Annotated in this window: 18 protein-coding genes; 10 read left to right on the top strand and 8 right to left on the bottom strand. The window is 63.7% G+C overall.

From position 1 onward, the window contains the following. Positions 1-175: 175 nt before the first annotated feature. Positions 176-4,063 (bottom strand): PAS domain S-box protein, encoded by a 3,888-nt coding sequence (locus Q7J44_RS16345; RefSeq protein ID WP_304881675.1) that lies wholly within the window; start codon positions 4,061-4,063, stop codon positions 176-178. A gap of 248 nt (positions 4,064-4,311) precedes the next feature. Beyond that, positions 4,312-5,589 carry a 4-aminobutyrate--2-oxoglutarate transaminase gene (locus tag Q7J44_RS16340; RefSeq protein ID WP_304881673.1) on the bottom strand — a complete coding sequence of 426 codons (1,278 nt, stop codon included), beginning with the start codon at positions 5,587-5,589 and terminating at the stop codon, positions 4,312-4,314. A gap of 200 nt (positions 5,590-5,789) precedes the next feature. On the opposite strand from Q7J44_RS16340, the gene dprA reads away from it, so the two are divergent. Both dprA and topA read left to right on the top strand, forming a co-directional pair. Continuing rightward, the gene (gene dprA / locus Q7J44_RS16335; protein WP_304881671.1) at positions 5,790-6,935 is read left to right on the top strand and encodes a DNA-processing protein DprA; all 1,146 of its coding nucleotides are present in this window, start codon (positions 5,790-5,792) and stop codon (positions 6,933-6,935) included. A 135-nt stretch (positions 6,936-7,070) separates the two neighbouring features. Continuing rightward, positions 7,071-9,722 (top strand): type I DNA topoisomerase, encoded by a 2,652-nt coding sequence (topA, locus tag Q7J44_RS16330; RefSeq protein ID WP_304881669.1) that lies wholly within the window; start codon positions 7,071-7,073, stop codon positions 9,720-9,722. Positions 9,723-9,736: 14 nt separating this feature from the next. Here the strand turns inward: topA and choV are convergent, their stop codons facing one another. The 3 genes from choV to choX form a co-directional block, all read right to left on the bottom strand. Continuing rightward, positions 9,737-10,762, bottom strand: a complete 1,026-nt coding sequence (gene choV / locus Q7J44_RS16325) for a choline ABC transporter ATP-binding protein (RefSeq protein WP_304881667.1) — start codon at positions 10,760-10,762, stop codon at positions 9,737-9,739. Further along, positions 10,759-11,589: a choline ABC transporter permease subunit gene (gene choW / locus Q7J44_RS16320; protein WP_304881665.1), complete on the bottom strand. Its 831-nt coding sequence runs from the start codon at positions 11,587-11,589 to the stop codon at positions 10,759-10,761. Before choW ends, choV begins: the two co-directional genes overlap by 4 nt. Positions 11,590-11,694: 105 nt before the next feature. Continuing rightward, positions 11,695-12,624 (bottom strand): choline ABC transporter substrate-binding protein, encoded by a 930-nt coding sequence (gene choX / locus Q7J44_RS16315; protein WP_304881663.1) that lies wholly within the window; start codon positions 12,622-12,624, stop codon positions 11,695-11,697. Between the two features lie 89 nt (positions 12,625-12,713). Here choX and betI point away from each other — a divergent pair, with 89 nt between their 5' ends. The 5 genes from betI (at position 12,714) to Q7J44_RS16290 (ending at position 17,484) form a co-directional block, all read left to right on the top strand. Continuing rightward, the gene (betI, locus tag Q7J44_RS16310; protein WP_304881661.1) at positions 12,714-13,298 is read left to right on the top strand and encodes a transcriptional regulator BetI; all 585 of its coding nucleotides are present in this window, start codon (positions 12,714-12,716) and stop codon (positions 13,296-13,298) included. Beyond that, a complete protein-coding gene (gene betB, locus Q7J44_RS16305; RefSeq protein ID WP_304881659.1) occupies positions 13,295-14,749 on the top strand; it encodes a betaine-aldehyde dehydrogenase in 1,455 nt (484 codons plus the stop codon). The genes betI and betB overlap by 4 nt, the downstream gene beginning before the upstream one ends. Positions 14,750-14,764: 15 nt before the next feature. Beyond that, on the top strand, positions 14,765-16,414 hold the full coding sequence (gene betA, locus Q7J44_RS16300; RefSeq protein ID WP_304881657.1) for a choline dehydrogenase: 1,650 nt from the start codon (positions 14,765-14,767) through the stop codon (positions 16,412-16,414). Positions 16,415-16,500: 86 nt separating this feature from the next. Further along, on the top strand, positions 16,501-17,157 hold the full coding sequence (locus tag Q7J44_RS16295; protein WP_304881655.1) for a thermonuclease family protein: 657 nt from the start codon (positions 16,501-16,503) through the stop codon (positions 17,155-17,157). A 72-nt stretch (positions 17,158-17,229) separates the two neighbouring features. Continuing rightward, complete coding sequence (locus Q7J44_RS16290) at positions 17,230-17,484, top strand: YdcH family protein (protein WP_304881653.1); 255 nt, start codon at positions 17,230-17,232, stop codon at positions 17,482-17,484. Between the two features lie 154 nt (positions 17,485-17,638). On the opposite strand, the gene Q7J44_RS16285 is transcribed toward Q7J44_RS16290, so the two are convergent. The 3 genes from Q7J44_RS16285 to Q7J44_RS16275 form a co-directional block, all read right to left on the bottom strand. Then, entirely contained in the window at positions 17,639-19,036 is a 1,398-nt protein-coding gene (locus Q7J44_RS16285) for a short-chain fatty acyl-CoA regulator family protein (protein ID WP_304881652.1), read from the bottom strand. Between the two features lie 64 nt (positions 19,037-19,100). Next, positions 19,101-20,315, bottom strand: a complete 1,215-nt coding sequence (locus Q7J44_RS16280; protein WP_304881650.1) for a Bcr/CflA family efflux MFS transporter — start codon at positions 20,313-20,315, stop codon at positions 19,101-19,103. Positions 20,316-20,379: 64 nt separating this feature from the next. Next, on the bottom strand, positions 20,380-20,736 hold the full coding sequence (locus Q7J44_RS16275; RefSeq protein ID WP_304881648.1) for a DMT family protein: 357 nt from the start codon (positions 20,734-20,736) through the stop codon (positions 20,380-20,382). A 243-nt stretch (positions 20,737-20,979) separates the two neighbouring features. Between Q7J44_RS16275 and Q7J44_RS16270 the strand changes: the two genes are divergently transcribed. From Q7J44_RS16270 to Q7J44_RS16260, 3 genes are all read left to right on the top strand, one after another. After that, positions 20,980-21,978: a serine hydrolase gene (locus tag Q7J44_RS16270; protein ID WP_304881646.1), complete on the top strand. Its 999-nt coding sequence runs from the start codon at positions 20,980-20,982 to the stop codon at positions 21,976-21,978. Between the two features lie 183 nt (positions 21,979-22,161). Further along, complete coding sequence (locus tag Q7J44_RS16265) at positions 22,162-23,694, top strand: acyl-CoA carboxylase subunit beta (RefSeq protein WP_304881644.1); 1,533 nt, start codon at positions 22,162-22,164, stop codon at positions 23,692-23,694. A 70-nt stretch (positions 23,695-23,764) separates the two neighbouring features. Next, positions 23,765-24,142 (top strand): DUF6497 family protein, encoded by a 378-nt coding sequence (locus Q7J44_RS16260; protein WP_304881642.1) that lies wholly within the window; start codon positions 23,765-23,767, stop codon positions 24,140-24,142. The last annotated feature ends 128 nt before the right edge of the window (positions 24,143-24,270 follow it).

Below are 24,270 nucleotides of genomic sequence, written 5' to 3'. Positions count from 1 at the left end.
AGCAGTTACAGACTTAATGTCCGGGTAACCTATTCCATCAGATTGTGGCTGCACAATGGAAGTCTCGTGTCTAATCGGGGCAGATTTCACGGCGCGGGGGCTGGTGGGCAGGTCAGGTCAATCTGACGTTGCAGATTGCAAGCTGTGGTTGTGGCGCGTTCAGGCGCAGGTTGTTCTATGCCCGCGTCAACAGAATTGAAATCGCATGGATCAGCTCGGCCTGCCGGAAGGGCTTGGGGACATGCGAATCAAACCCGGCCATGATGTATTCCGACACCTGATGCGACATGGCATTGGCGGTGACCGCGATGGCCGGAACCTGCGATCCCGGCAGGCCGGTTCTGCGGATGGCCTGCAGCGCGCTGGTTCCATCCAGCACCGGCATCGCGATGTCGAGGACCAGCATGTCAAACGGCAAGCCCGAATACGACCGGGTGCGCCAGATTTCGACCGCTTCGGCCCCGTTGTTGGCCAGCACGATCTCGGCCCCGGTGTCTTTCAGCATTTCGGTGATCACGATCCGGTTGGTCGCTGAATCGTCGGCGATCAGCAAGGAAACCCCGGACAGGGACACCAGCCGGGTCTTTGCGGGCGTCTTGATGTCCTGCACCAATGCGGCCTCGACCGTTTCGGCCAGCGGCAGGGTGATCTTTACCCGGGTGCCACCCCCTGTCTCGCTGTCGACCTCGACCACGCCGTGCATCAGCTCGACCAGATTGCGGACGATCGGCATGCCAAGACCAGTGCCGCCAAACCGGCGCGTGGTGCCGCCTTCGGCCTGTTCAAAGTTGTCGAAAATCCGCCTGACCTGATCGGGGGACATGCCGATGCCGGAATCCCGGACCTCGATGGTCAGGGGCTTGCCGGGGCGGGCCGACATGGTCAGTGACACAGAGCCGCTTTCGGTGAATTTGATCGCGTTGCTGAGCAGGTTGTTCAGAATCTGCTGAATCCGGAAGGAATCGCCAAGCCGCGGCTTTTCAGAGCCGGAGTTGGTCAGCACCTGGAATTCCAGGCCCTTTTCCTCTGCCCGAAGCCCATGAAGCGGTTCGACCTGACGCGCGATCTCGGCTGGTATGAACGGGATCTGTTCAATGACCATCTTCCCTGCCTCAATTTTGGACATGTCCAGGACCTCATTCAGGACATTCAGGAGCAACTCACCCGAGCGGCGGATGGTTCCGATCATTTCTTTTTGACGCGGGTCCTTGATCAGCCCGTCCAGCAGCTCTGCCATACCCAGTACGCCGTTCAGCGGGGTGCGGATTTCATGGCTCATATTGGCAAGGAAGGTTGATTTGGACTGGCTGGCCGCCTGTGCCTCCACCAGAGCCTGTTCCAGCCGGGCGGCCTTGTTCAGCTCGTCGGTGATGTCGACAAAGGATGCGATGGTCAGCTTTTCGGAATTGGTCCGGTCAATACCATGATGCGGCACGGCATTGACCGACAGGATGCGCCGGGTGCCATCGGGCAGTTCGATCGCCATGCGCAGATCACGCACGATGGTGCCTTCGTCCTTGGCCCTGCCGCATGGCATGGCTTCGGGGGGCATCGGAAGGCCGTCGGTATCGGTGATGCGCCAGATCGGGTCGGTGAAGGTCATGCCTTCGATGGTGTTGCGGTCCCGGCCCAGAATGCGTTCCGCCTCGGCATTGGCATAGGTGATGCGGTCCTGAGTATCCATCACCACGATGGCGGAAATCGAGGTGTCCATCACCTCGGTCAGGAAGGATTGATTGGACAGCACCAGATCTTCCAGATTTTTACGTTCGGTGATGTCGAGGTGGATGCCGACAACACATTTGTGTCTGCCATCGGGCAAACGCTCGGTGACGGCAGAGCGCGACATGATCCACGCCCAGCCACCATCCTTGCGCCGCATGCGCAGCTGATGTTCGCGCACGATTTCGCGCCCGTCCGGCAATGGGGCAAAATCCTGCGCCTCGGTCCGGTCCAGATGCAGCAGGTCATCGGGGTGCACCAGTGACCGGAACATCTCATCCGACGGCTCACCCAGTTCTTCGGGGGTGTAGCCCAGCATCTGCGCATAGCGCCCGCCGATCCGCAGCGCCCCGGTTTCAACCTGCCAGTCCCAGGTGCCGACATCGGCGCTTTCGATGATCTGCGCCAGCGAATCGCGCGCCTCGGCCAAAGATCTGTGCGCCTCGTCCAGCGCCTGAAGCTGGCGGTGGCGTTCGGTGGTGTCGATCCGCACCGCAATGCGGCCGCCGTCGGGGGTGCGCAGGTCGACGCGCCGGATCCATCGACCCTCGGTTGCCATCACCTCGTCGATGTTGGGGTTCAGGTAGCGTTGCCATTGTTCGGCAACCCACGCGTCGACGCGGCCGACGGCGTCGAGAAAGATCCCCTTTTTGAGGCCAAGATCCAGCACCTCCTGCTGGTGGACACCCGGAAGCAGGATATCGGCCACTGCGGGATGCATCTGCTTGTAGGCCGAGTTGGCAAAGACCAGCCGTTCATCGGCATCCCAGATCAGCACGCCGTCGGGCAGTGTTTCAATGGCGTTGTGCAGCTGGGCCCGCATCCGGTCGGCCTCATCCGCCAGCTGTGCGGCCTGTGCCTCGCTTGTCTTCTGCGCGGTGACATCGGTTTCGATCGTCACATGGCCGGTCACGTTGCCGTCGCGGTCAAACAGCGGCAGGATGTTGAAATCGATCCAATACGCCGTGCCGTGCCGGTCGAAATTGATCGTCTCGCCGTGATAGGGCACGTTGCGCGCAATCGCATCGTCAACCCCTGCCTTGTTTTCCGGATCTTCGTGGGTGCCCCGCACCAGCGTGGCCAGATCCCGTCCCACCACTTCGGACACCGCCCATCCGGTCCGGCGTTCCCAGGCCTGGTTTGCCCAGGTGATCCGCTGTTCGGGGTCGACCACCACCACCAGGTTGGACATGTTTTCCACGACCCGGTTCAGACGGCTGAGGTCGTCGGATTTCTGCATGTCGCGGGTGACGTCGCGCACCACAAAGATCGCCGTCGGAGTTTGGTCGGGGTTTTCACCCATCTTCCGCGCGCCGGTGGTTTCATACCAGCGCATGCCCACGGGCGAATCCAGCCGGAAGCGGGTCGGTTCGCTGCGGCCGGTTTCCAGCGCCTCTGCCAGTGCCGCGCGGCTTTTGGCGGCGACATCGGGCGGCAAAATCTCTTCCAGCGTGCGGCCGGGCAGGCTGTCGCGCGCATCGCCCAGAAGCTCTGCCGGGCCGGCGATGAAATCGGTGTAGCGCCCGTCGGCGGTGATCTCGAACACCAGATTTGGCAAGGCGGCAAGAATGGCGGTCAGCCGGTCATAGGCGGCGATGGCGTTGTGCTCTTCTTCAGACGGCCTGGACCGCTCGGACGTCAGCCCGGTATAGCCCAGAAATGCGCCCGCCGCATCGTGCCGCGGGGTTCCGTTGCTGCGCAGACAGCGCAGGCTGCCGTCAGGCATTTTAAGCGCATGGACATGGTTGCGGATCGGCACCCTTTGCCGCATCCGCGCCTGCAGGCTGGACCAGTCTACCCCCGCCCAGTCGGCTGGTCGCAGAGGTTCTGCCTGCGCCGCTGCCTCTGTGCCATCGGGTGCGGGGGGGCACAGATAGGTCAGCGCGCCCTGCGCATCGGTTTCCCAGATCCACACACCGCACAGTGATGCAAGCTCGGCCAGACGGGTGGCATTGAGGCGCGAACACCAGCGGTCCAGCGCCATACGCAGTGTTGTGCGCAATGTGCCCAAGTCCGCTGTAAATTCGGGGGGCAGCGGCTTTTTGCCAAGCGTCAGGACCAGTGCCGCCGGTTGCCCGCAGATCTCGCCCAAGGCGAGCCTGCGCCGGGGGCCTTTGGTCAGGTCATCCGAGATGTTGCCCGCAGCCACCGCCGCCGACAGGTCCTGCAATGCCTGCGCGGGTTGGGCAAGACGCACGGCAGCTGTGGTGTCGGGCGGGCCGACCAGCAGCAGACCCGTTGACGCACCACTGCGCGCGATCACCCAAGCCAGAACAGTGTCGATCCTGTCCTGATCAGCGAAATCTTCAAGGGTCTCAGGAGGGACAGTAGTGAACGACATCAGGTGTGACAGTCTTCCGGTATCTGGGTTGCAGGCGCGCTGCGCAACCATCTACTACCCATTCGCGAGCAATTGTCACTGCTTTCTCAACCACAAGCGCATATTTGATGTCGTCCCGATGCGCTGTGGTCAGAATGCCGGGAGGGTGTCGCTGTGCTTGCCGTAGCGTCATGCAGGCGCTGCGCTTGTGCTTTGCGGTGTGCCGCCTGCCAGCACAAGGCTGACAGGCGGCACATATGCCCCCAAGGTCAGCCGTTGCGCGCAGCGGCGACCGAAGCTTCCAGAATGTCCAGCCCCTCAGTGAAATGCGCATCGGGAATGGTGATCGGCGCAAGAAAGCGCACGACATTGGCGTAAACGCCGCAGGTCAGCAGGATCAGCCCGCGCTTCTGCGCCTCGGCCCGGACGCGGGCGGTGAAGCCTGCGTCGGGTTCCTTGGTGCCGGGGTTGGCAAATTCCACCGCCACCATGAAACCGGGACCGCGGATATCAATGATTTCGGGCGCGGTGGCGCGGATCGATTCCAGCCGCTGCTTCAACCGGCTGCCCAGCTCATTGGCCCGGGCGCACAGGTCTTCATCCTCGATGACATCCAGCACCGCATTGGCGGCGGCAATGCCCAGCGGGTTGCCGGCATAGGTGCCGCCCAGGCCCCCGGGGTTGGCGGCATCCATCAGCTCGGCCTTGCCGGTGACAGCGGCCAGCGGCAGCCCGCCTGCCAGCCCCTTGGCCATCGTGGTGAGGTCGGCGCTTACGCCGTAAGCCTCCATCGCGAACAGATGGCCGGTGCGGGCAAAGCCGGTCTGCACCTCATCGGCGATCATCACGATGCCATGTTTGTCGCACAGCGCACGGATGGCTTTGACCAGATCGGCGGGGGCCGGGTAGAAGCCACCTTCGCCCTGCACAGGTTCAAAGATGATCGCAGCCACCCGCGCCGGGTCCAGATCGGATTTGAACAGCTTTTCAATCCCGGCCATTGCATCCTTGGTGGAAATGCCATGCGGCTCCATCGGGAAGGGCACGTGGAACACGTCGGGCATCATCGCGCCGAAGCCCTTTTTATAGGGTTCGACCTTGCCGGTCAGCGACATGCCCATGAAGGTGCGGCCATGAAAGCCGCCGCCAAAGGCGATCACCGCATTGCGCCCGGTGGCGATGCGGGCGATTTTCACCGCGTTTTCACAGGCCTCGGCCCCGGTGGTGACAAAGATGGTCTTTTTCTTGAAATCGCCCGGCACCTTTTCGTTCAGCCGTTCGGCCAGACGGATGTAATTCTCGTAAGGCATCACCTGATGGCAGGTGTGGGTAAAGCGGCCCAGCTGTTCGGTCACCGCCGCCATCACGCGCGGGTGGCAATGCCCGGTGTTGACCACGGCGATCCCGGCAGCAAAGTCGATATAGCGGTTGCCCTCGATATCCCAGACCTCGGCGTTCAGCGCGCGGTCGGCATAGATCTGGGTCATCATCCCGACCCCGCGCGAGATGGCATCTTCCCGGCGCAGGGCAACTTCGGCGTTCAACATGGCTTGGCGCTCCCATCTGGCCCGACATGGACCGTTGGTTGATATTTGATCAAACTTTTGCTGCGGCGTCTATCGTCTTCCCGACAGGTGGCGGCCTGTTTTCGTCGAGTTGCCTTAAAAACGCCTGCATGGGTTTTGCGATTCACCTGCTGTTAACCTTACCCGGTGCAGTCTGGCCCTGCGAATGAGGCGAGGCGGACATGGGACTGACATCCAAACCCACACCCCACCCCACACCCCTGGACGATGATCCTGTGGATTGCCTTCGTCTCATTCGTTCCCGACGGGTGGGGCCGGTCACCTGGCACCGGCTGCTGGCCGAACATGGTTCTGCGCGGGCGGCACTGGCCGCCCTGCCGGATGTGGCCCGCGCGGCGGGGGTGGAAAACTACGCCGTCTGCCCGGTCGAAGTGGCCCGCCACGAACTCGCACAGGGCCGCGCCGCCGGGGCGCAGCTGATTGTGTGGGGGGCCGGGGCCTATCCGCTGCCGCTGTGCGACCTGCCCGATGCGCCGCCGGTGCTTTGGATCATGGGCGATGCGGCGCTGCTGCACCGCCCGCTGGTGGCGCTGGTTGGGGCGCGCAACGCCTCTTCTCTGGGGCTGCGCATGGCGCGGCGTCTGGCCGATGGCGTGGCGCAGGCCGGGTTTGTCACCGTGTCCGGTCTGGCGCGCGGCATCGATACGGCGGTGCATGAGGCGACGTTGCTGACCGGCACCGTGGCGGTGCAGGCGGGCGGGGTTGATGTGGCCTACCCGGAAGAAAACGCCCGGCTGATGGCGCAGATCGCCGAACAGGGCTGCCTTGTGTCGGAACAGCCCATGGGCCTGCAACCGCAGGCGCGGCATTTCCCGCAACGCAACCGCATCGTGTCGGGCCTGTCGCGCGCCGTGGTGGTGGTCGAGGCGGCATCCCGCTCCGGCTCTCTCATCACCGCGAAAACTGCGCTGGATCAGGGGCGCGATGTGCTGGTGGTGCCGGGCCATCCGTTTGATGCCCGCGCGGCAGGCTGCAACATGCTGCTGCGCGACGGGGCCACGCTGATCCGCGGGCCTGCCGATGTGCTCGAATCAATCGGCGGCACCGTGGTCGACTTTCCGGCCCCCCCGCCCGAACCTGTGGCCGACCCGGTTCCCGGCCCCAGCCCGGCGCGGCGCCCGTTGCCCGAAATTGCGGCAGTGCACAGCCAGATCCTGTCGCGGCTGGGGCCAAGCCCGCTGGCCGAGGATCAGCTGATCCGCGACCTGTCGATGCCCCCCGCCACGGTGGCCCAGCATCTGCTGACGCTGGAACTCGATGGCCGCGTGCACCGCGCGCCCGGTGGGCTGCTCAGCCGCGTGGACTGACAGGGCGGGCTGACGGGCCGGAACGCCCCGCAGAGTGGTGCGCGGATTGTTGCGCGGATTGTTGCATTGACATTCACACCGCTTCGCCCACATCTTGCCGCGCCTCTCGGGGCTTTCGTGCAAAAAGGGAATTTCATGGCCGTCGTCGTAGTCGAATCTCCTGCCAAGGCCAAGACAATCAACAAATATCTTGGGTCCGACTATACGGTTCTGGCCTCTTACGGCCATGTCCGCGACCTGCCGCCAAAGGACGGGTCGGTCGATACCGAGCATGATTTCGCGATGAAATGGGAAGTGGCGGCGGACAGCAAAAAGCACATCCGCGCCATCACCGAAGCGCTGAAAACCGACGACACCCTGATCCTGGCAACCGACCCTGACCGCGAAGGTGAGGCGATTTCCTGGCACCTGCGTGAGGCGCTGGCGGGCAGCCTGAAGAAGGGCAAAACCGTGTCGCGCGTCACTTTCAACGCCATCACCAAGGATGCGGTGACGCTGGCGATGAAAAACCCGCGTGAGATCGACACGCCGCTGGTCGAGGCGTATCTGGCCCGGCGCGCGCTGGATTATCTGGTGGGCTTTACCCTGTCGCCCGTGCTGTGGCGCAAGCTGCCGGGGTCGAAATCGGCGGGCCGCGTGCAATCGGTCTGCCTGCGCCTGATCGTCGAGCGTGAGATGGAGGTGGAGGCATTCCGTGCCCGCGAATACTGGTCGGTGCGGGCGGTGCTGGTCACCCCGCGCGGGCAGGAGTTTGAGGCGCGGCTGACCGTGCTTGGCGGCAAGAAGTTGGACAAATTCGACATTACCACGTCGGAGGCGGCCGAACTGGCAGTGCAGGCTGTCACTTCCCGAACCTTGACCGTGCAGTCGGTGGAGGCCAAGCCCGCCACCCGCAACCCCTATCCGCCCTTCATGACCTCGACCCTGCAGCAAGAGGCCAGCCGCAAGCTGGGCATGGGGGCCAAGCAGTGCATGAGCACGGCGCAGCGGCTGTATGAGGCCGGGCACATCACCTATATGCGGACCGATGGCATCGACATGGCCCCCGAGGCGGTGACGCAGGCGCGTGAGGCGATCAAGGACCGCTTTGGCGCGGCCTATGTGCCGGACCAGCCACGGATCTACAAGAACAAGGCCAAGAACGCGCAGGAAGCCCACGAGTGTATCCGCCCGACCGAGATGGCGGCGGCACCGGAAAAGCTGCGCCTGTCGGAAAAGGATCAGGCGAACCTGTATGACCTGATCTGGAAGCGCACGATCGCCAGCCAGATGGCAGCGGCGCGGCTCGAACGCACCACGGTGGATGTCGGCAGTGCTGACGCGCAGGTGACGCTGCGCGCCACGGGGCAGGTGGTGCAATTCGACGGTTTCCTCAAGGTCTATGACGAAGGCCGCGATGACGAGGATGAAGAGGGTGGCCGCCTGCCGCAGATCATGCAAGGCGAGCCGGCGGAAAAGCGCGACATTTCGCCCGAACAGCATTTCACCCAGCCCCCCCCGCGCTATACCGAGGCGACGCTGGTCAAGCGCATGGAAGAACTGGGCATCGGGCGGCCATCGACCTATGCCTCGGTCCTGTCCACCATTCAGGACCGGGAATATGTCCGCAAGGACAAGAACCGGCTGATCCCGGAAGACAAGGGGCGGCTGGTCACGGCGTTTCTGACCAATTATTTCCGCCGCTATGTCGAGTATGATTTCACTGCCGATCTGGAAAACCAGCTTGATGACGTGTCTGCGGGCACGCTGGATTACAAGGATGTGCTGGAGCGGTTCTGGCGCGACTTCTCGGCCGCCGTGGCCGAAACCGCCGATCTGCGGATCGGCGAGGTGCTGGAAAAGATTGACGAATTCCTGTCGCCGCATCTGTATCCGCTGCGGGCTGATGGATCAGATCCGCGGATCTGCCCCACTTGTGGCACGGGTCGGCTGCATCTGAAAACCGCGCGCTCGGGGTCGGCGTTTATCGGCTGCGGCAACTATCCCGAATGCCGCTACACCCGCCCGATTTCGGGCGGCGAAGATGCGGGCGGGGCGGATGGCCGGATTCTTGGCAATGATGAAAACGGCCTGCCGATTTCGCTGCGGGCGGGCCGCTTTGGCCCTTACGTCCAGCGTGGCGAGGCGACGGAGGAACAGCCCAAACCCGACCGCGCCAGCCTGCCCAAGGGCTGGGGCGCGGAAAGCCTGACGCTGGAACGCGCGCTGGAATTGCTGTCCTTACCCCGGCTGATCGGGCAGCACCCCGAGGATGGTGAGCCGGTAGAGGCCGCGATCGGGCGCTACGGCCCATATGTCAAGCATGGCAAGGTCTATGCCAACATCCCCGATGTTGAAGAGGTCTTCACCATCGGCATGAACCGCGCGATGGAAGTGCTGGCGCAAAAGGCCAGCCGCGGGCGCGGGGCGAGCGCTCCGGCAGAGCCGATCAAGGCCTTGGGCGACCACCCCGATGGCGGGGCGATCACCGTGATGCCGGGGCGCTATGGTCCTTATATCAAATGGGAAAAGGTCAATGCGACCATTCCGAAAGAGATCGTGCCCGAGGACATCAATCTGGATCAGGCGCTGGAGCTGATTTCGGAAAAGCTGGCCAAATCGCCGGGCAAGAAGAAGGCGGCACCGAAAAAGGCAGCAGCCAAAAAGGCCGCGCCAGCAGCGGAAAAGGCTGCGAAGCCTGCGGCCAAGAAAGCGCCTGTTAAGAAGGTTCCGGCCAAGACTGCGGCGGCAAAACCGGCGGCTAAAAAGCCTGCGGCTAAAAAAGCCACGCCCAAGGCTGCCGAGTGATCACCCCGCCTTGATCACCCAGTTCGCGGGTTGATCAGCCGCCCCATCACGGCCCCGGCGCGCAGCACCCCGATGCGCGCGCCGTGCTCCTCCACCGCCATTTCGGCCACACCGTCGCGCATCGCGGCCATGATCTCGCGCACCGGGGTTTCCGGGCCAACCACATGGCTGGCATCGGTCTGCCCCGCCACCATCACATCGCGCGCGGTCAGCACTGACAGCGGGTTCATATGGGCGACGAAGTCCTGCACATAGGCGTCTACCGGGTTGGCGATGATGTCGCGCGCGGTGCCGGTCTGCACGATCCGCCCGCCCTCCATCAGCGCGATGCGGTTGCCGATCTTGAACGCCTCGTCCAGATCATGGCTGACGAAGATGATGGTGCGTTTCAGCTTGGCCTGCAGGTCCAGCAGCTCGTCCTGCAGTTTCGCCCGGATCAGCGGGTCCAGTGCCGAAAACGGCTCGTCCATCAGCAGGATCGGCGCTTCGGTGACAAAGGCGCGGGCAAGGCCGACGCGTTGCTGCATGCCGCCTGACAGCTCACCCACCTTGCGGTCGGCCCATTGTGTCAGGTTCACCAGCGCCAGCTGCTCATCGACGCGTGCCCGTCGCTGCGCTGCATTCTGCCCCGCAAGCTCCAGCCCCAGCCCGACATTTTCGCGCACCGTGCGCCAGGGCAGCAGGCCAAAAGCCTGAAACACCATGGCAATGCATTCGCGCCGCACCTTCAGCAATTCGGCGGGCGCGGCACTGGCGACATCGCAGCTCCAGTCGCCGTCACGCACCAGCACCCGTCCGCGCACCACAGGGTTCAGCCCGTTGACCGCCCGCAGCAGCGTAGATTTGCCCGATCCGGACAGTCCCATCAGCACCAGAATTTCACCGGTGGCCACGGTCAGGCTGCAATCATGCACGCCCAGCACCTGCCCGGTTTTTGCCTGTACTTCGGCCCGGCTCTGCCCCTGATCCATCAGCGGCAGGGCACGCTCCGGATGATCGCCAAAGACAATCGACACCCGGTCAAATTCAACGGCGTTCATGACCGCACCCTCAGCATCCGGTCCAGAATGATGGCCACCACCACGATGATGAAGCCCGATTCAAACCCCAGCGAGGTGTTGACCGAATTCAGCGCCCGTACCACCGGCACGCCCAACCCGTTGGCCCCAACCAAAGCCGCAATCACCACCATCGACAGCGACAGCATGATGGTCTGGTTCAGCCCCGCCATGATCTGCGGCAGCGCATAGGGCAGTTCCACCTTCCACAACCTCTGGCTGGGGGTGGCCCCAAAGGCGGTTGCCGCCTCCAGCAGCGGCGTGGGGGTGGAGGACACCCCCAGATGCGTCAGCCGGATCGGCGCGGGCAGGACGAAGATCACTGTGGCGATCAGCCCCGGCACCATGCCAAGGCCAAAGAACACGATGGCCGGGATCAGATAGACGAAGGTCGGCAGCGTCTGCATCAGGTCCAGCACCGGCGACATCGCGGCATACAGCCGGGGCCGGTGCGCGGTGGCGATGCCGATCGGCACGCCGATTCCCATGCAGACCACGCAGGCGGACAGAATCAGAGTCAGGCTTTCCATCGTGGCCATCCAATAGCCCTGATTGAGGATGAACAAAAATCCGATCAGCACCCCCAGCGCCACCGTCCAGCGCCGTTGCAGCGCCCATGTCAGGGCAACAAAAACCGCAACAATGATCAGAGGATGTGGCGTCGACAGGGCCCACAGGATGGCGGCAATCATCGCCTCCATCACATCGGAAATGGCGTCGAACACCCCGGCCATATTGTTGTTCAGCCAGTCAAACACCGCTTTCGCGGTCCTGCCGACGGGAATCTTGTGATCAGTCAGCCAATCCATGCAAATCCCGTGCCCATTCATCTTGACGAAAATACTCCGCGGGGGTCCGGGGGCGCGAAGCCCCCGGGATGTTCCGCCAGAGTGACGTTCAGTTCATGGTCACCGTCAGTTCAGCGCGGCAGCCACGGCGGCCTTTGCGTCGCCGCCATCCTTGGTGGTCACGCCGTCCAGCCAGGCCTCCCAGGCCGCCGGATTGGCGGCGAGCCAGGTCTTTGCCGCAGCCGCCGGGTCCTCGCCGTCATTCAGGATCGCCCCCATGATCTCATTCTCCATGGCCAGCGTAAAGGACAGGTTCTGCAACAGCTTGCCGGTATTCGGGCATTCCGCGACATAGCCCGCGCGGGTGTTGGTGGCCACCACGGCTCCGCCCAGATCGGGGCCGAAGTAATCATCGCCGCCGGTCAGATAGGTCAGATCAAAATTGGCGTTCATCGGGTGCGGTTCCCAGCCCAGAAACACGATCGGCTTGCCGTCACGGTCGGCCCGCGTCACCGCCGACAGCATCCCCTGTTCCGAGGATTCGACGATCTTGAACCCGTCCAGCCCGAAAGGCCCGCCCTCGATCATGTCGAGGATCAGCCGGTTGCCGTCATTGCCCGGCTCGATCCCGTAGATCTGGCCGCCGAGCGCGTCTTTATGCGGCGCGATGTCGTTGAAATCGGCGATGCCAAGGGCGGCCCCCGCGGCATTGGTCGCCAGCGTGTATTTCGCGCCTTCCAGATTGGTGCGCACCGTGTCGACCGTGCCTGCCTCACGATATGGGGCGATATCGGCCTCCATCGTCGGCATCCAGTTGCCGAGGAACACGTCGATGTCATTGCCCGCCATGCCGGTATAGGTCACCGGCACCGACAGCAGTTTGATTTCGGTCTGATAGCCCAAGGCGTCAAGAACCACCGTCGCGGCGGCGGTGGTGGCGGTGATGTCGGTCCAGCCGACGTCCGAGAAAATCACCTTGTCGCAACTGGCGGCAAAGGCGCTGCCGGCGAAAGCAAAGGTGACGGTGGTGGCCAGAAGGGTGGAACGGAGGGTCATGTGGCATTCCCTGTTTTTTGTTGATTGACGAGTCAATGAACTTCAAGCTTACTTGGTTTGGCAAGGAATTTCCACAAGGTCACACCAGAATGCCCAAACTCGGGATGGAGCCTATCCGAAAGGACGCGCTGGTCAAAGCCACGATCGCAGAGATCGGGCGGGCCGGCTCTCTGGACGTGACGGTCTCCCAGATCGCGCGGCGGGCGGGCATGTCACCCGCTTTGGCGCATCATTACTTTGGGTCCAAGGAAGAGATGTTTCTGGCCGCCATGCGCCACATCCTGTCTCTGTACGGGGCCGAGGTGCGGGGCGCGCTTGCCGCGACCCAAGGGCCAGAGGCGCGTCTGGGCGCGATTCTGCGCGCCAGTTTCAGTCCCGGCAACTTCCGGCGCGAGGCGGTGGGGGCCTGGCTGAATTTCTGGGTTCTGGCGCAGACCGTGCCACAGGCACGGCGGCTGCTGGCGATCTATCAGCGTCGGTTGCGGTCGAACCTGATGGCCTGCCTGCGCCCGCTGGCCGGGGACAAGGCTGCGGCTCTGGCCGATGGGCTGGGCGCGCTGATCGACGGGCTTTACTTGCGCGAGGTGCTGAAATCCGGCCCGCCCGATGGCGCGGCGGCGGTGGCCACCGCGCTCAACTATCTGAATTCACATCTTACGGGGGATGACGCATGAAAGCGCAACCAACCGCCAGCCATTTCATCGATGGGGCTTACGTCGAAGACACCGCAGGCGCGGCCATCGATGTGATCTATCCCGCCACCGGCGCGGTGATCGCCCGCCTGCATGAGGCGACACCGGCACTGATCGACCGTGCCCTGTCCTCGGCCACCCGCGCGCAGGCCGCATGGGCCGCCACCCGCCCGGTCGACCGTGCCCGCATCCTGCGCCGCGCCGCCGACATGATCCGCGACCGGGGCGAAGAGCTGGCGCAGCTGGAAACGCTTGACACCGGCAAACCCATTCAGGAAACCCGCTTTGCCGACTGGCCCTCGGGGGCCGATGCGCTGGAGTATTTCGCGGGACTTGCACCGACGGTGACGGGTGAGACGATCCCGCTGGGCAGTGATTTCGTCTACACCCTCCGCGAACCTTTGGGGGTTTGCGTCGGCATCGGAGCGTGGAATTACCCCAGCCAGATCGCCTGCTGGAAATCTGCGCCTGCTTTGGCGCTTGGCAATGCGATGGTGTTCAAACCGTCCGAGGTCACCCCGCTTGGCGCGCTGAAACTGGCGGAGATCTATATTGAGGCCGGTCTGCCAGCGGGCCTGTTCAATGTGCTGCAGGGCAGGGGCACCGTGGGGGGGGCGTTGGTAACGGATGGCCGCGTCGCCAAGGTCTCGCTTACCGGGTCGGTGCCCACCGGGCGCAAGGTCTATGCGGCGGCTGCCGGGGGGATGCGCCATGTCACGATGGAACTGGGCGGAAAATCGCCCCTGATCATCTTTGATGATGCCAGCCTTGAAGATGCCGTTGGCGCCGCGATGATGGCCAATTTCTATTCGGCCGGGCAGGTGTGCAGCAACGGCACACGGGTTTTCGTGCAAAAGGGCATCAAGGATGCCTTCCTGTCCCGCCTGAAAGCCCGGTCAGAGGTCATGGTTCTGGGCGATCCGCAGGATGATACGACGCAGATGGGGCCGTTGGTGTCTGACGCGCAGCTGACCAAGGTGATGGGCTATATTGACACCGCCAAAGCCGAAGGCGCGCGGCTGATCACCGGCGGCGGGCGTGCGGCGCTGAACACCGGCTATTATGTGCAGCCCACCGTTTTCGCCGATGTTACCGATGACATGACGATTGCGCGCGAAGAAGTCTTCGGCCCGGTGATGGCCGTGCTTGATTTCGACACCGAGGCAGAGGCGGTCACCCGCGCCAATGCCACCGAATTCGGGCTGGCGGCGGGTGTGTTCACCGCCGATCTGACCCGCGCCCACCGGGTCATCGGCCAGTTGCAGGCAGGTACCTGCTGGATCAACGCCTATAACCTGACGCCCGTGGAGGCACCGTTTGGCGGCATGAAAGCCTCGGGCGTGGGGCGGGAAAACGGCCATGCGGCGGTGCAGCACTATACCCAGATCAAATCGGTCTATGTCGGCATGGGCCCGGTCGATTCCCCTTACTGAAGTAAAGTCAAAGACATGCATGCGGATTACATCATCATCGGGGCAGGCTCTGCCGGTTGCGCCATGGCGTACCGGCTGGCCGAGGCAGGGCGGCGCGTCACGGTGATCGAGGCGGGCGGGTCGGATGCCGGCCCCTTCATCCAAATGCCCGCGGCCCTGTCCTACCCGATGAACATGGGCATCTACGACTGGGGTATGCAATCGGAACCCGAGCCGCATCTGGGCGGGCGGCGGCTGGCCACCCCGCGCGGCAAGGTGATTGGCGGGTCGAGCAGCATCAACGGCATGGTCTATGTGCGCGGCCATGCCCGCGACTATGACACATGGGCCGAGATGGGGGCCGATGGCTGGGGCTATGCCGATGTGCTGCCCTATTTCAAACGGATGGAGCAGTCGCACGGCGGGTCGGGGCCAGAGTATCGCGGCACCGACGGCCCGTTGCACATCACCCGTGGCCCACGCGACAACCCGCTGTTCAACGCTTTTATTACGGCGGGGGAGCAGGCGGGCTATCCGGTCACGCAAGATTACAACGGCCAGCAGCAAGAGGGCTTTGGCCCGATGGAGGCCACGATCTACAAAGGCCGCCGCTGGTCTGCCGCCAATGCCTACCTCAAACCCGCGATGGCGGGCGGCAATGTGCATCTGCTGCGTGCCAACGCGCGGCGGGTGGTGATTGAGAATGGCCGTGCGACGGGGGTGGAGGTCGATCAGGGCGGCGCGCCCTTTGTGGTGAAGGCGGGGCGTGAGGTGATCATCGCCGCCTCATCGCTCAACAGCCCGAAACTGCTGATGCTGTCCGGCATAGGCCCGGCGGCAGAGCTGGCGCGCCATGGCATCCCGCTGATCGCCGACCGCCCCGGCGTGGGGGCGAACCTGCAGGACCATCTGGAGATTTACTTCCAGTTTGCCGCCGCCCTGCCGATCACCCTCTACAAACACTGGAATATCTGGAGCAAAGCACTGATCGGGGCGCAATGGCTGTTCACCGGCAAGGGGCTGGGGGCCAGCAACCAGTTTGAGGCTTGCGCCTTCATCCGCTCCCGCGCGGGGATCGAGTATCCCGATATCCAGTACCACTTCCTGCCCATCGCGGTGCGCTATGACGGAAAGGTCGCGGCGGGGGGGCATGGCTTTCAGGCGCATGTCGGGCCGATGCGATCAAAATCGCGCGGCTCGGTCACATTGCGGTCTGCCAACCCTTCGGACAACCCGGTGATCCGTTTCAACTACATGTCGCATCCCGACGACTGGGCCGAGTTCCGCGCCGCGATCAGGCTGACGCGCGAGGTCTTTGCCCAGCCCGCCATGGCCCCTTTTGTCAAATCCGAGATCCAGCCGGGGCCGCAGGTCCAGAGTGATGACGAGATTGACGCTTTCCTGCGCGAACATGTCGAATCTGCCTACCACCCCTGCGGCACCGCCCGCATGGGGCGGCGCAGTGATCCGATGGCGGTGGTCGACCCTGAATGCCGGGTGATCGGAGTTGATGGCTTGCGTCTGGCCGACAGTTCGGTGTTCCCGCAGGTGACCAATGGCAATCTGAACGCGCCGTCAATCATGGTGGGGGAGAAGGCGGCGGATCACATTCTGGGCCGCACACCGCTGGCCCCGATGAACCTTGGCCCCTGGATGAACCCGGCCTGGCAGGTCGCGCAGCGGTGATGGCTTCGGGCAACAGGCTTAACGCACGTTAACCATTTGTTAACTTTTGCCTTGCGAAGCTGAGCGGATGGCCCGAACTCTGGGCCATGTTAACAATTCGTTCCGTTCTCGTTCTGCTGGCCCTGTCACTGGTCGCTCCCGCCGCCGCTGTCACCCGCGACGGTGCCGCGCGGGTGATCGACGGCGATACGCTTGACCTGCAAGGCCAGCGGGTGCGCCTGTTTGGCATCGACGCGCCGGAACGGGGGCAGAGCTGTGACCGCGCGGGGCAAAGCTGGGACTGTGGTGCATGGTCGGCCCAAATGCTGGCCCGCGCGATCGGCAACCGCAAAGTGACCTGCACGCGCGAAGATACCGACCGCTATGGCCGCATGGTCGCCACCTGCACGGCAGGCGGCAAGGATCTGTCCCGCACGATGGTGCAGACCGGGGCGGCGCAGGCCTACGCCCGCTATTCCAAGCGCTATGTCGCGGATCAGGTTGTCGCCAAAGCCGCCGGTGTGGGTCTCTGGTCCGGCCGCATGATCACCCCCGAAGCCCACCGCCAGACTGCGGCCCCCGCCGCACAGCCCGCCCCCGCAGGCTGTGCCATCAAGGGCAATATCGGCCAGTCAGGCCGCATTTACCACCGCCCCGGCCAGCGCGACTATGCCGCGACCCGGATCGACACCCGGAAGGGCGAGGCATGGTTCTGCACCGAGGCCGAAGCAAAGGCCGCAGGTTTCCGCCCCGCGCGGCGCTGATTTGATCAGGGTCAAGGCGCGCCCTGCGCCGCCTTGCTAAACTTCCCCTGACGCAATCAGCAGGAGGCGCAGATGTCCAACACCCCGCATGAACTGGCCGAAGAATTCCCCGGCCAGGCCGACAAGATCCACGCCCTGAAACTGGCAGACGCGCATTTCGCCGGGCTGTTGACCCAATACACCGAACTCAACCGCGCCGTGCACCGGGCCGAAACCCGCGTCGACACGCTGAGCGAAGAGGCCGAAACCGCCCTGCGCCGCCAGCGCACGCATCTGAAAGACCACATCGCGCATCATCTGGCGCATGGTGCCGACAGTCACGGCTGAGATCACCGGGGGCAGGGGGGGCGGTGCCCCCCCGCGCTTCGCGCCCCTTGAGTATTTCCGTCAAGATGAAAGCCGATCCTTGGCCCTGGATTGCAGCTTTCCCAAATACTCCCCGCGCGGAGCGCGCAGGCCAGCCACCGCGGTTTCCCGCTGGTCAGCCAAGGATTTCATAGGGCAGCACATCGCGGCGATCGGGGTTGACGCGCAACCGGCGTTCCAGCGGCGGGACAGAGCGTTGGTGGCATTCGGGGCGTTCGCAGATCCGGCAGGAAATGCCGATCGGCTCGAACCGGCCCTTCAGGTCCAGCCCGTCGGAATAGACAAGGGCACCCGCATGCTGCACCTCACACCCCAGCCCGATGGCATAGCGCCGGGTGGGGGCGTGGAACGCGCCGCCGGGCTTTGACACATCACGCGACAGGCACAGGTAGCGCACGCCATCGGGCGTCTCCGCCAGTTGGCGCAGAAAACGGCCCGGGGTTTCAAACGCCTGATGCACGTTCCACAGCGGGCAGGCCCCGCCAAAGCGCGCGAATTGCAGCCTTGTGGCCGAATGGCGCTTGGTGATGGTTCCGGCCTGATCGACCCGCACGAAAAAGAACGGAATGCCCTTGGCACCGGGGCGTTGCAGCGTCGACAGCCGGTGCGCCACCTGTTCGATGCTGGCCCCGAACAGATCGGCCAGCCGTTCCAGATCATGCCGGGTGCTGCCCGCCGCATCGAGAAACGCACGGTAGGGCAGCAGGGCCGCCCCGGCGAAGTAATTGGCCAGCCCGATCTTGGCGATTTCGCGCGCCTCTGGCGTGTGAAAGCGGGCCAGATCCAGCGTGGCGTCCAGCAGGTCATTCTGGGTGATCAGCGCCACCTGATGCAGCAGCTGAAACCGTTGTGTCGGCTCGGCGCTGCGGGCCGAGACATCCAGCCGTTTTGCCACCGGATCATAGCGCCGCATAGCACCCGTGTCGCTGAAATGCAGGCTGATGCCACGTTTGTCCAACGCATCGCGGGCGGCGGAAATCACATCGCGGCGGCCCTGCGGGCCGGTGACAAAATGTTCGGCGGCGCGGTCAACGGCATCAAGGTAATTGTCGCAATAATGAAAGAAATCGCGCACTTCTTCCCAAGGCGAGGGCCGTAATGCTGCATCTTCACGCCCCAGCGCCTCATCCAGCGAAGCCAGACGCTCGTGGGTCTGGCGGTAAGCGCGGTGCAGGTCGAGGAAGGTGCGGGCCAGCGCGGGCGCGTTCGAGGCCGCCAGCCGCAGATCGGCCAGCGGCGGGCTGGCACCCCCGAACACCGGATCGGCAAGCGCCTCTTTCATGTCGCTCACCAGCCGTTCGCTTTCGCCCACGGTCAGTTCGGTGACATCCAGCCCGAATTCCTGCGCCAGTGCCAGCACCACCCCGGCAGAGACCGGGCGGTGGTTGTTTTCCATCTGGTTGAGGTAAGGCAGCGAGACCGACAGCCGGTCGGCAAACAGCTTTTGCGTCAACGCAAGCCGCCCACGGATTTCGCGCAGCTTCGCTCCGGCATAGAGCTTCTGAGTGGCCATGCTGTTCCCCCGCTTTGCAAAGCCATTGTCGCCTTTGCAAAGCCCCCGTCAAGCGGTCACAGCGTCAGGCCGACAGCCCCAAGGCCCGCGCCCGCCGCATCACCCACAGGATCGACAACACCGCCCCGACCGATGAGGCCAGCATCAACAGGACAAGCGGCGTCTCGGACGCGCCCGGCCCCAGAAGCGCCCCGGCAGCGGCGGCCAGTGCAGCGCCCCCGCCGATCATGATCGCGCCGCCAAGGCCCGAAGCTGTGCCGGCCAGTTCGGGCTTTATCGAGAGCAGCCCGGCATTGGCATTGGGCAGGGTCATGCCATTGCCAAAGCCGACAAAAGTGGTGAAGCCAAAGAACACGAAAGCCGAATGCAGCCCCGCCAGTGTCAACGCAGCAAGGGTGGCCAGACCGCCCAGCGTGATCAGCGCGCCGATGAACACCATGCGGTTCATCCCGATCCGTACTGAGAACCGCCCGGCCACGAAATTGCCCGCCGCATAGCCCACCGCTGTCAACGCAAACAGCGCGCCCACGCCTGATGCGGACAGGCCGAACACCTCGGTCCCGACGTAAGGCGCGCCGCCCAGATAGGCGAAGAATGACCCCGACGAGAACGCCGCGCACAGCGCGTAGCCCCAGAACCGCTGCGACCGCAGCAGTTGCGGATATTGCCGCAGTTGCGCGCCCAGCGTCACCGGGCGCATTGCCGCCGTTTCCCCCAGATCGGCCCATGTCAGCCACAGCGTGAACAGACCCAGCACCAGCAGCAGCCCGAAATTCGCCTGCCAGCCAATCGCCTCTTCCAGCACGCCACCGATCACCGGGCCGATCATCGGCACGATGCTCATCCCCATGGTGACATAGCCGATCATGCTGGCGGCCTGCGCATCATCGGCCACCATGTCGCGCACCACGGCACGCGACAGGACCATGCCCGCCGCAATCACCGCCTGCGCCATGCGGAACACCAGAAACACGGTCGCATTCGGTGCCAGCAGCGTGCCGAGCGTCGCGATCAGGAACAGCACCAGCGACCACAACAACACGCGGCGGCGCCCGAAACGGTCGGAAACCGGACCGATGACAATCTGCAACACCGCCGACAGCGCCAGATACAGCGCCACCGACAGTTGCATCAGCGCATAGGGCACCCCGAACCACGCCGCCATTCCGGGCAGCGACGGCAGAAAGATGTTCATCGTCAGGGCCGAAAGCCCTGCAAGCAGGATCAGCGTCGCAATATGCGGCGGTGTCTTGCGGTTCAGAAAGGTGCTGTCAGCCATAATGCCCTTGCTAGACGGACGTTTAGGCCCTGTCCACGCCGTTCGGGCAGAGAGGCCTGTGCACCTATGCCCATTTATGAAATATGAAAAATGCCCCCAGCCCGATGAACGCAAAGCCCACAAGATGGTTCCAGCTCAGCGGCTCTTTCAGGTAAAACACCGAAAACACGGCAAATACCGACAGGGTGATCACCTCCTGGATCGTCTTCAGCTCAGCCGCGCTGAAATGGCCGTGGCCGATCCGGTTGGCGGGCACCATCAGCGTGTACTCAAAAAACGCGATCCCCCAGCTGATGAAGATCACCGCGATGATCGAGGTTTCCTTGAACTTGAGGTGGCCATACCAGGCAAAGGTCATGAAAATGTTCGACATCAGCAGCAGGCCGATGGTCAGCACGGGAACGGAAAAGGGCAGGGCCATGGGGCGGGGTTCCTGAGTGGGGGGAGAGGCAACCCGATCTGTAGCTGATCCGTTTTCAGGGCGCCAGATTGCGGCGCGAGTGCAGTTTACGGGGTGTGGGCGCGCCTCCTGCAAGGCCATCTGTCCAGCGGAAAACGTGGTCGCAATCTCTGCCTTGTGAACGCTCGTGCTTTGCGTCTCCCCACTTTGTGCCGCAAACTCCGTCGCGGATGCCAACCCCGCCGCTGCCCGACCCGAGGTGATATGCTTTCACGCCGCACGTTTTCCGCCACTCTGGTCCCGGCAGTGCTGATCGGTGGCGTGGCCGCCCCGTCGCTGCTGCGGGCGCAATCGTCCCTGTCTGACCTGCGCGAAACGGCCACCGGCCTGCCGCAGTTGCACGCCATTCTGGTGCAGCTTGGCGAAGACCGGCTGATGGCCGAGGCCCCGCGTGGCCGGGGCCTGACTGCGGCGGCGAATATCAAATCTTGTTCCAAAAGCGTTCTGGCGCTGATCCTTGGCACGGCCATCGCGCGGGGCGAGATTGCCGGACTGAACGCCCGTCTGCGTGATGTCGCCCCCCGCCTGATCCCCGCTGATGCCACCGACGGCGTGGGCGATCTGACGATGGAAGATCTGGTCACCCTGCGCGCCGGGTTGCAGGGCACGTCGGGCGGCAATTACGGGGCCTGGGTCGGCTCGCGCAACTGGATCGCCTATGCGCTGCGACAGCCCCGGATTGCGCCGAACGGCGGGCGGATGATCTATTCCACCGGCACCACCCATGTTCTGGGGGCCGCGATTGCGGTGGCCACCGGCAAAGACCTGCGCGCCCTTGCGCGGGAACGGTTGGGCGCACCGCTGGACATTGATGTCGCCTCCTGGACCCGCGATCCGCAGGGTTATTACTTTGGCGGCAATGAAATGGCCCTGTCGCCGCAGGCGATGCTGCGGGTGGCGGTGATGATGCGCGATGGCGGCACCTATGATGGCAGGCCGGTGATTGCCCCTGATTGGGTGAAGGCATCGCAGGTGCCGCAGACCGCCTCGCCCTATTCCGGGTTGGGCTATGGTCTGGGCTGGTTCATCAGCACCACCGGCTGGGTCATCGCGCGCGGCTATGGCGGCCAGATCATCGCCAGCCATCCCGAACGCGGCCTTGCCGTGGCCATCACCTCGGACCCAACAAAGGTCGCCCGGTCCGGCGGCTATTTCGGCGATCTGATGCGCCTGCTGGATGGGCCTGTTCTGGCGCTGGCCTGACGGTGCGATCAGGTTCTTCCTGACGTGCCGCCAGCGCGCATTTCAGGACGGCGGTACTACGGACTATTCAAGTTTGCAGTTTGCATACTGGCCTTCGCGAAGACTATGCAAATTTTCCCAATTCCGCTTTGCGCCTGCAGCATTGCACCCTATGTTGCGCGGTATTCCTAGGGGGGACTCGCGATGAAGGATATTCTGGCCCAGCTCGAAAGCCGCCGCGATACGGCCCGCCAAGGTGGAGGGCAGCGCCGGATTGATGCGCAGCATGCCAAGGGCAAGCTGACCGCCCGCGAACGCATCGACCTGCTGCTGGATGAGGGCAGCTTTGAAGAATTCGACATGTTCGTCGCCCATCGCTGCACCGATTTCAACATGCAGGAGGACCGGCCCGCAGGCGATGGCGTGGTCACCGGCTGGGGCACGGTCAATGGCCGCATGGTCTATGTGTTTTCGCAGGATTTCACCGTGATGGGTGGCTCGGTTTCCGAGACCCATGCCGAAAAGATCTGCAAGATCATGGATATGGCGATCCAGAATGGTGCGCCGGTCATCGGCATCAACGATTCGGGCGGCGCGCGGATTCAGGAAGGTGTGGCCAGCCTTGCCGCCTATGGTGAGGTGTTTCAGCGCAACATCATGGCCTCGGGCGTGGTGCCGCAGATCAGCCTGATCATGGGCCCCTGTGCGGGTGGCGCGGTCTATTCGCCCGCGATGACCGATTTCATCTTCATGGTCAAAGATTCCAGCTACATGTTCGTGACCGGCCCCGATGTGGTGAAGACCGTCACCAATGAAGTGGTCACCGCCGAAGAGCTGGGTGGTGCGGCCACCCATACCAAGAAATCCAGCGTCGCCGACGGGGCCTATGAAAACGATGTCGAAGCGCTCGCCGAAACCCGCCGCCTGATCGATTTTCTGCCGCTGAACAACCGCGAAAAGGCACCCGTGCGCCCGTTTTTTGATGATCCGGCACGGGTCGACAAAAGCCTTGATACGCTGATCCCCGACAATCCGAACCAGCCCTATGACATGAAAGAGCTGATCGCCAAGATCGCGGATGAAGGCGATTTCTTTGAAATTCAGGCCGCGTTCGCTCCCAATATCATCACCGGCTTTGTCCGGCTGGAAGGCCAGTCGGTGGGCGTGGTCGCCAACCAGCCCACGGTGCTGGCCGGCTGTCTGGACATCGACTCCAGCCGCAAGGCGGCGCGATTCGTGCGGTTCTGCGATGCGTTCGAAATTCCGATCCTGACGCTGGTTGATGTGCCTGGCTTCATGCCCGGCACCAGCCAGGAACATGGCGGCGTGATCAAACATGGCGCGAAACTGCTGTTCGCCTATGGCGAGGCGACGGTGCCCAAGGTCACTGTCATCACCCGCAAGGCCTATGGCGGGGCCTATGATGTGATGGCGTCCAAGCACCTGCGCGGCGATTTCAACTATGCCTGGCCCACAGCGGAAATCGCTGTGATGGGGGCCAAGGGCGCGGTCGAGATCCTGTATCGCAGCGAGTTGGGCGACAAGGACAAGATCGCCGCCCGCGTCCGCGACTATGAGGACCGTTTTGCCAATCCGTTCGTTGCGGCAGAAAAGGGCTTTATCGACGAGGTGATCATGCCTGCCTCGACCCGCCGCCGCATCTGCCGGGCTTTCGCCGCGCTGCGCACGAAGAAGTTGGCGAACCCGTGGAAAAAGCACGATAACATTCCCCTTTGATCACGACAGGACAAAAGGGGTGGACCAGTGGCAAACATCAATCGGCAAAATCCGGCAGGGCGGGGCAGTCATGACTGACCCGTTCACCCCCCCAACGTCCGGTGAGCCGGAGCTGATCGAGGTGCCCTCGGGCCAGCCGGTGGTGTTGCAGGATGTGATCTGGAACGCCCCCGGCCCGGAAGGGCTGGCCGTGCGCTTCCGCTTCGTCGCGCCGCAGATCGCCCGCGATGGCGGTACCGTGCCCTATGAATCGGCGGCAGAGGACATTGCCCATCTGTGTGAGACCTATGCCCTCCCACGGCTGAGCGAATTTGGCCCGCAGCCGACGCAGATCATCATCTCGCTGGCCGATCAGGCGCTGCCATTTGGCGAAAGCGCCCCCGAGGCGACGCAGTTTTTCGAATCCTTCACCCATCAGGACGGCCACTGCATATGGGAGATCTTCTGATGTATCCCCAAGATGTAGTTGTCGCCCCCCTGTACGCCCTGCCTGCTGATGTAGCAGAGTCACAGGCACCAAACTTGGCGCGGACCCCATGTCAAACATGGCGGCAATCCGCTACAGTTCTCGCAGGC

It is taken from the genome of Pseudotabrizicola sp. (genome assembly GCF_030656345.1).
Lineage (GTDB): Bacteria > Pseudomonadota > Alphaproteobacteria > Rhodobacterales > Rhodobacteraceae > Pseudotabrizicola.
This window is presented reverse-complemented; position numbering and strand designations above follow the sequence as displayed.

Excerpts from the sequence above, each read along its gene's own strand:
- Q7J44_RS16340 (WP_304881673.1), bottom strand. The coding sequence starts at position 5,589 with ATGTTGAACGCCGAAGTTGCCCTGCGCCGGGAAGATGCCATCTCGCGC.
- Q7J44_RS16280 (WP_304881650.1), bottom strand. The coding sequence starts at position 20,315 with ATGGCTGACAGCACCTTTCTGAACCGCAAGACACCGCCGCATATTGCG.
- choX (WP_304881663.1), bottom strand. The coding sequence starts at position 12,624 with ATGACCCTCCGTTCCACCCTTCTGGCCACCACCGTCACCTTTGCTTTC.
- Q7J44_RS16295 (WP_304881655.1), top strand. The coding sequence starts at position 16,501 with ATGTTAACAATTCGTTCCGTTCTCGTTCTGCTGGCCCTGTCACTGGTC.
- betI (WP_304881661.1), top strand. The coding sequence starts at position 12,714 with ATGCCCAAACTCGGGATGGAGCCTATCCGAAAGGACGCGCTGGTCAAA.
- dprA (WP_304881671.1), top strand. The coding sequence starts at position 5,790 with ATGGGACTGACATCCAAACCCACACCCCACCCCACACCCCTGGACGAT.
- choV (WP_304881667.1), bottom strand. The coding sequence starts at position 10,762 with ATGAACGCCGTTGAATTTGACCGGGTGTCGATTGTCTTTGGCGATCAT.
- Q7J44_RS16290 (WP_304881653.1), top strand. The coding sequence starts at position 17,230 with ATGTCCAACACCCCGCATGAACTGGCCGAAGAATTCCCCGGCCAGGCC.
- betA (WP_304881657.1), top strand. The coding sequence starts at position 14,765 with ATGCATGCGGATTACATCATCATCGGGGCAGGCTCTGCCGGTTGCGCC.
- Q7J44_RS16285 (WP_304881652.1), bottom strand. The coding sequence starts at position 19,036 with ATGGCCACTCAGAAGCTCTATGCCGGAGCGAAGCTGCGCGAAATCCGT.
- betB (WP_304881659.1), top strand. The coding sequence starts at position 13,295 with ATGAAAGCGCAACCAACCGCCAGCCATTTCATCGATGGGGCTTACGTC.
- topA (WP_304881669.1), top strand. The coding sequence starts at position 7,071 with ATGGCCGTCGTCGTAGTCGAATCTCCTGCCAAGGCCAAGACAATCAAC.
- Q7J44_RS16275 (WP_304881648.1), bottom strand. The coding sequence starts at position 20,736 with ATGGCCCTGCCCTTTTCCGTTCCCGTGCTGACCATCGGCCTGCTGCTG.
- Q7J44_RS16260 (WP_304881642.1), top strand. The coding sequence starts at position 23,765 with ATGACTGACCCGTTCACCCCCCCAACGTCCGGTGAGCCGGAGCTGATC.
- Q7J44_RS16270 (WP_304881646.1), top strand. The coding sequence starts at position 20,980 with ATGCTTTCACGCCGCACGTTTTCCGCCACTCTGGTCCCGGCAGTGCTG.
- Q7J44_RS16345 (WP_304881675.1), bottom strand. The coding sequence starts at position 4,063 with ATGTCGTTCACTACTGTCCCTCCTGAGACCCTTGAAGATTTCGCTGAT.
- choW (WP_304881665.1), bottom strand. The coding sequence starts at position 11,589 with ATGGATTGGCTGACTGATCACAAGATTCCCGTCGGCAGGACCGCGAAA.
- Q7J44_RS16265 (WP_304881644.1), top strand. The coding sequence starts at position 22,162 with ATGAAGGATATTCTGGCCCAGCTCGAAAGCCGCCGCGATACGGCCCGC.